Raw genomic sequence first — 12,485 nt, forward strand, 5'->3', positions numbered from 1 at the left:
ACTCTGCTATCCGAAGCACGTCCCTAACAACTCCTCCTCCGGCGCGAAGTGCGGCGAGTGGTTCGCCGGGATCTCCTGACTCACCGCGCCGCGCGAGACCGCGTCCCGGTAGCGGGCCGGATCGACCGAGCCAACGGTCCAGTACGTGTACGGCACCCCGAACGCGTCCGGGACGAGCGAGAAGTCCTCCGACGCCGTGACCCGGCTCGCCTCGTACACCGCGCGCGGGCCAAAGTGCTCGACGAACGCCGCGGTGACCGTGTTCGTGACGCCCGGATCGTTACGGGTGAGCGGATACTGGTCGTAGTAGTCGAACTCCGGGTCGGCCGGGGCGCCCGCGGCCGCGCACTCTCCGCGGACGATGCGCTCGATCGCGGAGATCAGCTGCTCGCGCACCGCCGGATCGTAGGTGCGGATGTTGAGCAGCAGCTCCGCCGAGTCCGGGATGATGTTGGCCTTGGCTCCCGCTGCGAGCGAGCCGACCGTCAGCACCGCGAACTCCCCCGGCTCCACCTCGCGCGAGACGACCGTCTGCAGGCGCAAGACGATCGACGACGCCAACACCACCGGGTCCACCGCCGTATGCGGCATCGACCCGTGCGCGCCGCGGCCGTGGATCGTGATCTTGAGCGAGTCGCCGGCCGAGAGCACCGGGCCCGCCACCGTGCCGATCGTGCCCGCCGCCGTGGGCATGACGTGCTGGCTCAGCGCGAGGTCCGGCTGCGGGACCCGCTCGAGCAGGCCGTCGTCGACCATCGCGCGGGCACCGGCGGCCGTCTCCTCCCCCGGCTGGAACACCGCGATGTAGGTGCCGGACCAGGCGTCTCGGTTCTCGGCCAGGATGCGGGTGGCGCCAAGTAGCGCGGCCGCGTGTGCGTCGTGGCCACACGCGTGCATAACGCCCGGCGTCTCGGAGGCGTACTCCAGGTCGGTGTCCTCCTGGAGCGGAAGCGCGTCGATGTCGGCGCGGGCCAGGACGGTGGGGACTTCGCCGCTGGTCCCGGCCCCGGCGTGGGCCGGGTTGCTGATGACCGCCACGACGCCCGTCCCGCCGATCCGCTTTGGCTCCAGGCCCAGCGCGGTGAGCTCCTGCTCGATCCGGTCCGCCGTCGCGTGCTCGGCCATGCTCAGCTCCGGGTGGCTGTGGAAGTGGCGATAGAGGTCGCGGAGCCAGTCGAGATGGCCCTCGACGTACTCGGCGACCTCGGCCGCAAACTGCGGGCCTGCCATCAGGCAGATTTCTTGGCCGGTGCCTTGCGGGCCGTCGACTTCTTCGCCGGGGCCTTCTTGGCCGTGGACTTGGAGGCTGTCGACTTCTTGGCGGTGCCCGAGCCGGAGCTGCCGGAGTCCGACTTGGAGGACGTCGACTTCTTGGCCGTCGACTTCTTTGCCGCGGCCTTCTTGGCGGGCGCCTTCTTCGCCGCAGTCTTCTTGGCCGGGGCCTTCCTTGCCGAGCTACTCCCGCTCTTCCTGCTGGTGGTCTTCTTGGCGGAGCCGGAGTCCTCGTCGTCGTCGTCCTCGTCGTCGTCCTGGTCGTCGTCCTGGTCGTCGGCGTCGTCCGCCTTGCCGCCCCGGTCCTTCACACTCGCCCGCAGCGCCGCGAGCAGGTCGGCCACCTCGTCGTCGCCGTCCTCGTCGCCCGAGGTGTCCTTCTCCTCCACCGTGAACGCCTCACCGCCGGCCGCCTTGGCCTCGATCAACTCCTTGAGCTGATTCTGGTAGTCGTCCTCGTACTTCTCCGGCTCGAAGTCCGCCGCCATGGTCTCGATGAGCGACGCCGCCATCTTGACCTCCTGCGGCCGGACCTTCGCCTCCTTGTCCAGCCCCTCAAGGATCGCCGGGCGGATCTCGTCCGGCCACAACAGCGTCTGCAGCATGAGCACGTCCTTGTACACCCGGAGGGCGCAGAGGCGAGTGCGATTGCGCAGCGTGAACGTGCAGATGGCGAGGCGATCCGTCTGCTGCAGCGCCTCGCGCATGAGCACGTACGCCCGGTTGGAGCGCGACGCCGGCTCGAGGAAGTACGCGTTGTCGAACGCCACCGGATCCACCTGATCCGCCGGGACGAACTCCGTCACCTCGATCTCGTGGTTCTGCTCCACCGGCAGGCTGGCCAGGTCCTCCTTGGTGAGGATGACCATCTCGCCCTCTTCGGACTCGTACGCCTTGGCGATGTCGGAGAACTCGACCTCCTCGCCGTTGTCGTCCCGCACCTTCTTGTAGCGGATGCGGACGCCGTCCTTCTTGTCCACCTGCCGCGCGTGCAGATCGTGGTCCTCCGTCGCCGCGTACACCTTGACCGGCACGTTGACCAGACCGAACGAGACCTCGCCCTTCCAGATGGATCGCATATAGGGAGTATGCGACAGATGTGGGGCGGTGGCAGCCGGACGAAGGGGCGCGTGGCGTGTGGCGCCGCGCGGCGGTAAACAGGCGGCGCCTTACCGCCGCGCTAGAAAATCCGCAGCCCGAAGCTCCTAGCGACCTTTTGGAGGGCTTCGTTATTCAACTCCAAGCCCTTGCGTTGACGGACTTGAAGCTCCGTCTCATCGAAGACTGCCCAGCACTCGTGGTTTCCAAGGCGCGACATGTAACGAACTCCCGAGTACTCCGGCGCGCCGTTGGCATCCGTGGCTGCGTAGATCCACGTGGAGATCGCGCGTGTGACAGCCCGGTTGGGACCGCGGACAGTGGCCACATCGAGCACGCTCACCCCCAGCGCGTCGAGCTGCGGGGCCATCGCCGAGGTGAGGAACTCGTGGGTGTCCGGGTCCTCGACATCAACGAACGGCAGCGGATCGACTGTTTCCGCTTCGATCATTAATCGCCGGGCCCGCCAGTCCTGCGGAACACCACCGCACATCACGAAGCCGGGGTCATCCTCAGCAGCGATTGCCCGCATCGCAGCTGTCGGTCGAAAGCGCGCGAGCGTCTCCGCGAAGCAACCGGCCTCGTCGGTCCCGAAGTACAGGACACCCCCGCCCGCCACATCGAAGCGGTTTCCCGACCTACTGAGCGCAGCGTCCGCGGCGTTAATTCGAGAATGGTCGAGTTCGCGTCCGCGCCGCGCGACTCGGTACAAGGTCGCCGGTGGATGAACCACACTCGGGCCGGGAAGATGTGAGGCCGCCATCACCTCAACCGCCGGCCACGAACGCCCGGGCCGCGGCCATAACCTCGCGGTGCTGACCGTCGGCGAGCGCCTCCGCCGGTGAGACGTCATCGAGTTGCGGGTTCATTCCCATAAACCACGCTCGCACTGTTTGAGGTGCATCGACTGTCTGAATCAGTTGGAAGACCTGGAACGCGACTCGCAGATTTGCTTCTCCCGACGCGCGCGCTGCTGTCCCCTCGGCCCATCGATTGACGGTGCGCCGATCGACGCCCGCGATGTGCGCGGTCAGCGCCGAGCCGAGGTGATCGATGAGGAAGCGGGCGATGTCCTGAGTCGACCCTGTCACTGTTCTGCGGTGCGCCGCGCTCGACCGAGCGCCTGCATTGGTGTCTGTGGCCATTTCTCTAGCTCCCCACTAAAATGTCGCACTCCTGTCTCACCAATGTCCCATAAACGTCCGGTCTGTGTCAGTGCTCTGAGAGCGTCCGCACAAACTGGGCTGAGGGTAGTTCGCGGCCTGCGCGCAGCTCCCGCACCCAGAAGTCCGGGCCGAGATCGCGCACCTCGTCGTCGTCACATAGTCACGGCCACCCCCTCCCACGTGCCAGGCGGCGCCTCCCCGCCGATCGGCCGGCGGTTCTGCCTAAGCCACCTGGAATGCTGTTCCCCATGCCCGCCGACGCCGCGCCCCTGCTCCTGCTCGTGGCGGCGTCGGCCGTCATCCTCGGGACCGTGCTGCAGCGGGTCAGCGGGATGGGGGTCGGGCTCGTGGTCTCGCCTACGCTCGCGCTGCTGCTCGGGCCCGTCACCGGTGTGCTACTGACCAACATCACGACCGTCGTCTCCGGCGTGCTCATCGGCATCACGCTGCGCCACGACATCGACTGGCAGCGCTACCGACGCCTCGCTCCCCTGATCGTCGTGGGGTCCGTGCCCGGCGCACTCCTGGTCGGCGCCGCGGACCGCCATTGGCTCGAGGTCATCATCGGCGTCGCGCTAATCGGCACGCTGCTGACGACCGCGTTGGTGCGGATCCCGCCCATGAGCGGTCGCCTCCCCGCCGCCGCGGCCGGCACCGCCGGGGGGTTCCTCAACACCGCCGTGGGCGTCGCCGCGCCCGCGATGCTCGTCTATGCACAGGCGACCAACTGGCAGCAACGCTCGTTCGCCGCGACCCTGCAGCCGATCTTCGGGACCATGGGCCTCGTCTCGGTCCTGGTCAAGGTCGGGCTCGGGGCGGCGCCGGCGTCTGAGCTGCCACTGGTGGTGGTCGCGCTGGTCGTGGCGATGGTGCCGATCGGCATCGTCATCGGCGGCCTGGTCGCCCGGCGGGTGCCCGCGGCCGTCGGGCGCAAGGTGGCGATCGTCGTGGTGACTGTCGGCGCGCTCAGCCTGCTCGGGCGGGGGCTGGCGGGCGTGATCAGCTGACCCATCCCCCGGTCGGTGGGCGTGGCGCGGTAGGTAACAGCGCTTCGTAGGCCGGGGCAGCCCTGAAGCGACGACCGGGCTCCCTTGCGAGAGCGGAAGTGAGAGTTCGCCTCGCTGATTCGTCCACTACATACGCGGCGAGCGTCCTATGGTCGGGGAATCCCTCAGTTCCCCTCGCTAAGGATCGCCATGACGACTCAGACCATCGACATCCCGCACCTCGGCGGCTCGACCATCGGCTACAGGTTCGGCCGCGAGTACGACCCCTCCCTGCCGACCCTGGTGATGATCAACTCCTTCACCACCTCCGTGGAGCTGTACCGGCCGCAGTTCGCCAGCGACGAGCTCGGCTCCCGCATGAACCTGCTCGCGATCGAGCCCTACGGGCACGGTGCCACCCGCTCCCGCTACCGGCACTTCACCTACTGGGACAGCGCGATCGCCGCACTCCAGGTCATGCAGGCGCTCGACATCGACATGGCGTTCGCGCTGGGCACCTCCCAGGGCGGCTGGATCGCCACCCGCATGGCACTGCTCGACCCCGACGCCATCCGCGGCATCGTCGTGGTGGGCACCTCCATGGACTACGAGAGCCAGGCCAGCATGGAGCGCGGCTGCTGGGACGGCTCCGGCTTCTGCACCCCCGCGATCGACGCCCTCGCCGCCCCCGTCGGAGACGAGTGGGTCGTCGACGACGAGTTCGTCCTCGGCGTCCTGGCCGCCGGCCTCGGAGACGACGTATCGGACTCCGAGAAGCAGTTCTGGCTGGACACGTACCGCCAGAACTACACCGGCGACGACGGCCGGCACCGCCTCCGCACAGCGTCGGTCAACCTGCGCGACCGCGACGGTCTGGAAGCCCGCCTCGGCGACGTGATCTGCCCGGTCCTCTGGCTGCAGGGCACCGCCGACTCCGTGTACTCCGTAGCCAACGCCGAGGACGGCATCGCCCGCTTCACCGGCTCACCCTCCGCCGAACTCCAGATCGTCGAGGGCGGACAGCACTTCCTCACCGCCTCCGACCCCCAGACCGCCAACGCGGCGACGGTGGCCTTCGTCGAGAAGTGGAGCTAGGAGACTGCTGAACAAAGTGCGTGTACGGCCCGCGGGGTTGGGGTGGCCCTGAAATGATGTGGGTCATGCAGGGTGAGTCGGATCGGCAGCGTGAGTTGTTGGATGTGGAGTCGGTGGCGGGGCATCTTCTCGAGCCCGGCAGCGTGTTCGCGTTGCTGGCCGAGCATCGTGACCGGTTGTTCCCGGACGAGTTGTTCGCGGATCTGTTTCCCTCGGGGCGGGGCCGGCCCTCGATCCCGGGTGAGGTGATCGCCTCGGTCATCGTGCTGCAAGCACTGTTCGGGCACTCCGATCGGGAGGCGGTCGACGCGCTGACGTTTGACCTGCGGTGGAAGGCCGCCTGCGGGTATCCGGTCGATGCGAAGGGTTTCAACTCGTCGACGTTGACCTATTGGCGACGCCGCCTGGCGGCCAGTGAGCGGCCGCAGCGGATCTTCGAGGTGGTGCGTCAGGTCATCGCCGAGACCGGTGCGGTCAAGGCCAAGACCCGCCGGGCGCTGGATTCAACGGTTTTGGATGACGCGGTGGCCCGCCAGGACACGATCACCCAGCTGATCGCCCAGATCCGCCGGGTGGGCCGCGAGGTGCCCGGGGCGAAGGAGTTGATCGCCACCGAGTGCACCCGGTTGGCGGCGGTGTGCGGGCAGGACTACATCGCGTCGGGTAAGCCGCGCATCGCCTGGGATGACCAGGCCGCCCGAGACGAGTTGGTCTCCGCCCTGGTCGCAGACGCGCTGGCGCTGTTGGCGGCACTAGATGTCGAGGCGATCACCGCCGCCGGTGGCAAGCCGGCCGAAGCGGTCGCCCTGTTGGCGCTGGTGGCAGGGCAGGACGTCGAACCGGCTGAGGATTCAGACGGCACCGACGGGCGGTGGCGCATCGCCCGCCGCACGGCGCCGGATCGGGTGATCTCCACCGTGGACCCCGATGCCCGCCACGCGCACAAGACCCGGCAGCGCCGCCAAGACGGGTTCAAGGCCCACATCGTCGTCGAGCCCGATACCGGCCTGACCACGATGTGCGCCCTGACCAAACCCAACGGACCCAGCAATTCCGATGCCGCGGTCGGTGCGGGGCTGGTCACCGCCGATCCCACCGTCGATGACGGTGAGCAGGTCGAGGTGCTCGGCGATTCGGCCTATGCCAGCGGCGACATGCTGCACACCCTGGCCGGCAAGCAGTGGCTGCCCCTGGTCAAGCCGTGGCCGCTACGGCCCGCGGTCGAGGGCGGGTTCACCCTGGATGACTTCACCTTCGACGCCGTGGCGGGCACCCTGACCTGCCCCGCCAACATCACCCGTGGCCTCTCTGCCAAGGGCAATGCCACCTTCGGGGCGGCGTGTCGTGGCTGCCCGCTGCGTCAGCGGTGCACTACCTCAGCCACGGGGCGCAAAGTGGTGCTCGGCGAGCACCACCTGCTGCAACGCCAGCACCGCCAGCGGGCCGGCGATGAGGACTTCAAGACCGTGTACCGCCAGCACCGACCGATGGTGGAACGCTCGATCGCCTGGCTGACCCGAGGCGCTCGGCGTGTGCCGTACCGCGGGGTCGAGAAGAACAACACCTGGCTCCACCACCGCGTTGCCGCCCTCAACCTGCGCCGACTACTCGCCATGGGACTGACCAACCAGAACGGAACCTGGGCCCTGGCCTGATCAGCGGGCCGGGGCCAGGCATTCCCGCCCCAGCAGAGGCTCGAACAACCCGCGGTGGGCGCCACGAACCTTTCGCCGAACCCAGAAATCTCAAGCCCCACACTCCGCGCGACGGCCAACCGGACCCTCACGCACACCGGGCGTGCCAGGATCGCAGCTTGTTCAGCAGTCTCCTAGAGCGGCGGCTGGGCTGAGTCTGCTCGGGCGGGGCGTCGGGGGCCTGGCCGGAATCTTCTGAGCGACTGGATGGTTACGCTGCGGGACAGAAGTCACTCGTGCCAACAATCCAGCGGGCCGGTCCACGCTGACCGGTTCCGCGGGAAAGAGGAACAATGACCGTCTCGACCGCCTCCGTCCGCGCCGTCGGAGTAACGACCTACGGTGGCCCCGACGCCCTGCAGGTCGTGGAAGTCCCCAAGCAGGAACTCGGGCCGACCGAGGTCCGCGTGCGCGTCACCGCCGCGACCATCAACCCCACCGACACCTACACGCGCAACGGCTCCCGCTCGAAAACCGGAACGCCGCGCGGAGCCGCTGACGTCCCGGGCATGGACATCGCCGGAACCCTCGTCGAGATCGGCGAGGACGCCGACACCTCGCTCGCGGTCGGCGACCGGGTCATGGGGATCGTGGTCTCCCGCGATGACCACGGCGCGTACCGCGAGGACATCGTCCTGCCCGCCCGGTCGATCGCCGCCGCGCCCCGCAATGCCGACGACATCGCCGCCTCGACGCTCCCCATGAACGGCCTCACCGCCCGGCGCGCCCTCGACCTCCTCGACCTGGAGCCCGGACAGGTCCTCGCCGTCACCGGGGCGGCGGGCTCCACCGGCGGATACGTCATCCAGCTGGCCAAGCACGACGGCCTCACCGTGGTCGCCGACGCGTCGGAGGCGGACGAGGAGCTCGTGCGGTCGCTCGGCGCCGATCAGATCGTCCGGCGCGGCGAGGGCGTCGCCGACCGCATCCTCGAGCTCTACCCCGACGGGGTCGACGGCCTCTTCGACGGATCCGTGCAGGAGGCCGCCGTGCTCCCCGCGGTCAAGACCGGCGGAGGCGTCGCGACGGTGCGGTGGTACCAGGGCGACGGCCAGCGCGACCTGCAGGTGCATGCCGTGAGCGTGGCGGACATGGCCGAGGAGCAGGAGAAGCTCGACGAGCTGCGACAGCTGGCCGAGGACGGAGTGGTCACCCTCCGCGTCGCCGATAGCTATTCGCCCGACGACGCCGGGCGCGCCCACGCGCGACTCGAAGCCGGCGGCACGCGCGGACGGCTGGTGATCGACTTCACGCGGTGATTGTTGGCCACGCTCGCCCGCCGCAGCCGCCGGGCGTGGCCGTCACCGGCCCGTTGCGATGGGATCGGGGCCGCGTGCCACTCTGTACGACTAAGAAATAGGCTCGGGGCACTGACCGGTTTGCGCCCCGATCGAATTGATCTCCGCGTTCGAGCGGGGATCATTCGCGTAATTGATCTGGTTCGTGCATCGGTCGTCCGGGGTCGCGTTGGGGTCTGGGATCACCGCCCCTGACGGGTATCTGCAGACCGTCCCATCACAACGCGGGGAGTTGGCATCGACTTCAGCCTGCAGTACTTGATCGTGAACTGACTGGCAATACTCGGAATATCCCGTGACGCTTCCATCGGACCAATAGGTCTGGACGGGACCCAGTCCCGTCTGGCAGTCAACGATGACCGGAGCCTCCGCCACAGCTGGCTCGGCCACTGATGTAGGCGGCGAGGGGGCGCTCTCTGCCGTCGTTTCACTAGTCGCCGAAGACGCCGGTGTGCCTTGTGCTGTCGACTCAGTCGAGGACGAGGACGTATCCGGGGGCGTGGGCTTCTCTGGACTTCCGCAGCCCACGAGTACAGCACCCAGAAACGTGGCGGCCACAAGACTCAGGGGACTCTTCATGCCGCTAATGTTTACGCCGGATCTGCCGCATAGTCCTGGAATTCGGATTCTTGGTGAGACACGAGCTGACCGCGGCGACCCTGCCCCCGGCTGTCACCACGGTCGGCGAGCTCGCATTTGCGCAGAACAAACTGAAGTCCGTGGTCCTGCCGGACGCCCTCACCACCATCGGCCTCTGGGCGTTCCGCTCGAACCGGCTGACCGCCGTCGACCTGCCCGAGTTTCTCACCACCATCGCCAGCCAGGCGTTCCGCAGCAACCGCCTGACGTCGGTGGAGATCCCGGCGGGAGTCACCACACTCGGCGACGACGCGTTCGCCTCCAACCCCGCCTGACCCGGGTCCGGTTCTCGCGCCCCGACCCGGCGGTGATCACCGGAGCCGACGCATCGGCGCCATTGCTGGGCACCGCACCGGGGCTGACCGTGGAGTTCCACGCCCGGCATCTCACCCTGTCACCGGAACCGGGTTTCTCCACCCCCGAGTGGCTCGGGTACACCGCACTGCCCGCCTACACCCTCCCCTTCGACTCCGGGGGCGACCCGGCCTTCGCATCGCAGACGGTCTGGCCGGGCGAGACGTTGCGCCTGCCCGCCGCGTCCGAACGGACCGGATACACCTTCACCGGCTGGTACACCTCCCCGGGCGGTGGCGAGCCCCCCCCCGACCCCGAGACCCCGCTCACCGCGGACCTCACCGTCCACGCCGGGTGGCGACCGACGAGCGTGCGGGCCACCCCCGTCACCCCGGCCTCGGGCTCCCTGTCCGGCGGCAGCCTCGAGATGCTCATCGCGGTCGCCCGCCAGGGCTGACAGTGATGATGTGTGTAGTGGTTCTTCGGGCGGGTCTGACTCACGGGCTGACCGTCGCGGTGGCTGACTAGTGGTCCGCATTTGAAGTCTTCTTACGGTTGGCTTTCTTGAGGACTTCGTCGGCGGTTTTCGTCCAGACGAAGGGGTGGGATCGGTGGTTCCAGCCGTCGATGAAGGCGCGGATCTTCGCGTTGAGGTCCTTGACGGATGTAAAGACCCCACGGCGGATGGCCTGGCGTTCGACGATGCCGAACCACACCTCGACCAGGTTCATCCACGACGCGTGGGTGGGGGTGAAGTGAACGGTGAACCGGGGATTATCGGCCAGCCAGGCCTTGACGTTTGCGTGCTTGTGGGCGGCGTAGTTGTCCATCACCAGGTGCAGCTGAACTGGCTGACCGTCGGCATCGACGACATGACGGTACGCCCGCTCGATCTGCTTCAAAAACGCCAGGAACTCCTGGTTCCGGTGACGCGGTTTGAGTGCGGCGGTGACCTGACCGGTGGCGATGTCCAGCGCCGCGAACAGGGTGCTGGTGCCGTGCCGGACGTAGTCGTGGCTGCGCCGCTCGATCAGGCCGGGCTGCATCGGCAAGATCGGCTGAGTACGATCCAGTGCCTGGATCTGGGACTTCTCATCCACGCACAACACGATCGCGTTCTCCGGCGGCGCCAGGTACAGGCCGCAGATGTCGGTGACTTTGCCGACCAGCTCAGGATCGGTGGAGAACCGGAACGACTCCGAGCGCCACGGCTTGATCCCGTAGGCACGCCACGCCGTGACCACAGTCGAGGCCGAGACCTTCAACCGGGACGCCAGCAGCCGCGACGACCAGTGGGTCACGCCCAGAGACTTCGGCGGCGGCATCAAGGTCGCCGTCACGATCTCCGCGTGATCGATCGTGCGCGGCCGACCAGAACGCTTCTCATCAGCCAGGCCCCCGATGCCCTTGTCCTCGTACCTGGACCGCCAGAGGTTCACCTTCGGCCGCGACGCCCCGGCCAACTCGGCGATCTCCGCATTACGCCGGCCCTCCGAGGCCAGCAGCACGATGCGTGCTCGCTGCACCATGCCTGCCGACATCGACTGCGAGCGCGTCATTCTCTCAAGCTTCTCGCGATCGCCGGGACGCAACATCAATGCCGGGGCAGGTCGATTCGCCATGTCCCATGATTTCACAAACCCAACTGTAAAACTACTTCACACGCACGACACTAGAAGCGGATTTGTCGGCCCGCTCGGGGGATCGCTACGCACGCGACCGGACGGGCGTTTGTGACCTCATAGGAGCTTGGTTCAGAAGCCCCGCCACTGTCTTGTCCGCCCGCCTGGCCGGCGCGTGCTGCCCCACCGGGATCAACGAGAAAGGCAGCAGTGACCATGATGTCCGATCAGCACGTGCATGTCATCGCCGGAGTGGATACGCATGGCCAGACCCATCACGCGGCGGTGATCGACTCCCTCGGGCGGCATCTGGCCGACCGAGAGTTCCCGGCCACGGGTTCCGGGTACCGGCAGCTACTTTCATGGCTCGGCGGCCACGGCACCGTGCAGGCCGTTGGGGTCGAGGGCACCGGAGCCTACGGCGCCGAGCTGTCTCGGGTGCTGGCCCGGGCCGGACTACCGGTGGTCGAAGTCGACCGACCCGACCGCAAGACCCGGCGGATGAAGGGCAAGTCCGACCCGATAGACGCCTATGCCGCTGCTACCGCGGTCGCCTCCGGGCGTGCCACTGGCGTGCCGAAGACCCGCGACGGGATCGTGGAGGCCGTCCGGGCCTTGCGTGTGCCTCGGCGCTCCGCGGTCAAGGCCCGCACCCAAGCGATCAACCAGGCCAGGCAGCTGGTGATCACCGCTCCGGAGGAATTGCGAGCCCAGTTGCGTGGCCTGCCCGCCCGCGAGCTGGCCGCAGTCTGCGCCCGGTTCCGTCCCAGCGACCTCGCTAGTCCCCTCGGCGCGACCAAGGCGGCACTACGCATTCTGAGCCGCCGGATCCTGGCACTGAGTGAGGAGATCGCCGACCTCGACGTCGAGCTGAAAGCCCTGACCGCGCAGACGGCTCCGACCCTGATGAACCGCATGGGCGTGGGACCTGACGTCGCCGGGCAGCTTCTGGCCACCGCGGGCGACAACCCAGACAGGCTGCGCTCCGAAGCGGCGTTCGCGCACCTGTGCGGCGTGGCCCCGATCCCTGCCTCTTCAGGACGACGAGACCGACACCGACTCAACCGCGGTGGCGACCGGGCCGCGAACCACGCCCTGCATACCATCGCACTGAGCCGCATGCGATGGGACGAACGCACCCGCTCCTACGTTGACCGACGAACCGCGCAAGGCCTGTCCAAGAAAGACATCATGCGCTGCCTCAAACGCCACATCGCGCGCGAGATCTACCATGCCCTGATCAACGACCTACAGGCTCGCGACCCCGCCACCAAAGCACCGACCACCGCCGACCTCGACAAAGCCGCTTGACATCCATAGG

12 protein-coding genes are annotated in these 12,485 nt (G+C 68.0%); 7 read left to right on the forward strand and 5 right to left on the reverse strand.

Annotated features, from left to right (window positions below):
* Positions 1-6: 6 nt before the first annotated feature.
* The 4 genes from VYL96_RS12890 to VYL96_RS12905 form a co-directional block, all read right to left on the reverse strand.
* Positions 7-1,230 carry an amidohydrolase gene (locus tag VYL96_RS12890; RefSeq protein ID WP_243699835.1) on the reverse strand — a complete coding sequence of 408 codons (1,224 nt, stop codon included), beginning with the start codon at positions 1,228-1,230 and terminating at the stop codon, positions 7-9.
* On the reverse strand, positions 1,230-2,351 hold the full coding sequence (gene ku, locus VYL96_RS12895) for a non-homologous end joining protein Ku (RefSeq protein ID WP_131886669.1): 1,122 nt from the start codon (positions 2,349-2,351) through the stop codon (positions 1,230-1,232). Before ku ends, VYL96_RS12890 begins: the two co-directional genes overlap by 1 nt.
* A 101-nt stretch (positions 2,352-2,452) precedes the next feature.
* A complete protein-coding gene (locus VYL96_RS12900; protein ID WP_259828229.1) occupies positions 2,453-3,082 on the reverse strand; it encodes an RES family NAD+ phosphorylase in 630 nt (209 codons plus the stop codon).
* 55 nt (positions 3,083-3,137) lie between these two features.
* A complete protein-coding gene (locus VYL96_RS12905) occupies positions 3,138-3,515 on the reverse strand; it encodes a hypothetical protein (RefSeq protein WP_131886671.1) in 378 nt (125 codons plus the stop codon).
* 269 nt (positions 3,516-3,784) lie between these two features.
* Between VYL96_RS12905 and VYL96_RS12910 the strand changes: the two genes are divergently transcribed.
* The 6 genes from VYL96_RS12910 to VYL96_RS12935 all read left to right on the forward strand — a co-directional run bounded on the left by VYL96_RS12910 (position 3,785) and on the right by VYL96_RS12935 (position 9,999).
* Positions 3,785-4,543: a sulfite exporter TauE/SafE family protein gene (locus tag VYL96_RS12910; RefSeq protein ID WP_243699836.1), complete on the forward strand. Its 759-nt coding sequence runs from the start codon at positions 3,785-3,787 to the stop codon at positions 4,541-4,543.
* Positions 4,544-4,732: 189 nt separating this feature from the next.
* Positions 4,733-5,617 (forward strand): alpha/beta fold hydrolase, encoded by an 885-nt coding sequence (locus tag VYL96_RS12915; protein WP_131886673.1) that lies wholly within the window; start codon positions 4,733-4,735, stop codon positions 5,615-5,617.
* 65 nt (positions 5,618-5,682) lie between these two features.
* Positions 5,683-7,272, forward strand: a complete 1,590-nt coding sequence (locus VYL96_RS12920) for an IS1182 family transposase (RefSeq protein WP_061917886.1) — start codon at positions 5,683-5,685, stop codon at positions 7,270-7,272.
* 332 nt (positions 7,273-7,604) lie between these two features.
* Positions 7,605-8,570, forward strand: coding sequence for an NADP-dependent oxidoreductase (locus VYL96_RS12925; RefSeq protein WP_131886696.1), 966 nt, complete (start codon positions 7,605-7,607; stop codon positions 8,568-8,570).
* Positions 8,571-9,241: 671 nt separating this feature from the next.
* Positions 9,242-9,523, forward strand: a complete 282-nt coding sequence (locus tag VYL96_RS12930) for a leucine-rich repeat domain-containing protein (protein WP_165928559.1) — start codon at positions 9,242-9,244, stop codon at positions 9,521-9,523.
* A gap of 32 nt (positions 9,524-9,555) precedes the next feature.
* The gene (locus VYL96_RS12935) at positions 9,556-9,999 is read left to right on the forward strand and encodes an InlB B-repeat-containing protein (protein ID WP_165928560.1); all 444 of its coding nucleotides are present in this window, start codon (positions 9,556-9,558) and stop codon (positions 9,997-9,999) included.
* 67 nt (positions 10,000-10,066) lie between these two features.
* Here VYL96_RS12935 and VYL96_RS12940 read toward each other — a convergent pair whose 3' ends face one another.
* A complete protein-coding gene (locus tag VYL96_RS12940) occupies positions 10,067-11,164 on the reverse strand; it encodes an IS630 family transposase (protein WP_259826471.1) in 1,098 nt (365 codons plus the stop codon).
* A gap of 219 nt (positions 11,165-11,383) precedes the next feature.
* On the opposite strand from VYL96_RS12940, the gene VYL96_RS12945 reads away from it, so the two are divergent.
* The gene (locus VYL96_RS12945) at positions 11,384-12,475 is read left to right on the forward strand and encodes an IS110 family RNA-guided transposase (protein WP_218001317.1); all 1,092 of its coding nucleotides are present in this window, start codon (positions 11,384-11,386) and stop codon (positions 12,473-12,475) included.
* Positions 12,476-12,485 lie beyond the last annotated feature (10 nt).

Origin of the sequence: Dietzia maris (assembly GCF_036287335.1) — a bacterium.
Taxonomy (GTDB): domain Bacteria; phylum Actinomycetota; class Actinomycetes; order Mycobacteriales; family Mycobacteriaceae; genus Dietzia; species Dietzia cinnamea.

Bases quoted from the DNA above. Each gene is read 5' to 3' on its own strand.
- VYL96_RS12890 (WP_243699835.1), bottom strand. From the start codon at position 1,230: ATGGCAGGCCCGCAGTTTGCGGCCGAGGTCGCCGAGTACGTCGAGGGC.
- ku (WP_131886669.1), bottom strand. From the start codon at position 2,351: ATGCGATCCATCTGGAAGGGCGAGGTCTCGTTCGGTCTGGTCAACGTG.
- VYL96_RS12905 (WP_131886671.1), bottom strand. From the start codon at position 3,515: ATGGCCACAGACACCAATGCAGGCGCTCGGTCGAGCGCGGCGCACCGC.
- VYL96_RS12910 (WP_243699836.1), top strand. From the start codon at position 3,785: ATGCCCGCCGACGCCGCGCCCCTGCTCCTGCTCGTGGCGGCGTCGGCC.
- VYL96_RS12915 (WP_131886673.1), top strand. From the start codon at position 4,733: ATGACGACTCAGACCATCGACATCCCGCACCTCGGCGGCTCGACCATC.
- VYL96_RS12920 (WP_061917886.1), top strand. From the start codon at position 5,683: ATGCAGGGTGAGTCGGATCGGCAGCGTGAGTTGTTGGATGTGGAGTCG.
- VYL96_RS12925 (WP_131886696.1), top strand. From the start codon at position 7,605: ATGACCGTCTCGACCGCCTCCGTCCGCGCCGTCGGAGTAACGACCTAC.
- VYL96_RS12940 (WP_259826471.1), bottom strand. From the start codon at position 11,164: ATGGCGAATCGACCTGCCCCGGCATTGATGTTGCGTCCCGGCGATCGC.
- VYL96_RS12945 (WP_218001317.1), top strand. From the start codon at position 11,384: ATGTCCGATCAGCACGTGCATGTCATCGCCGGAGTGGATACGCATGGC.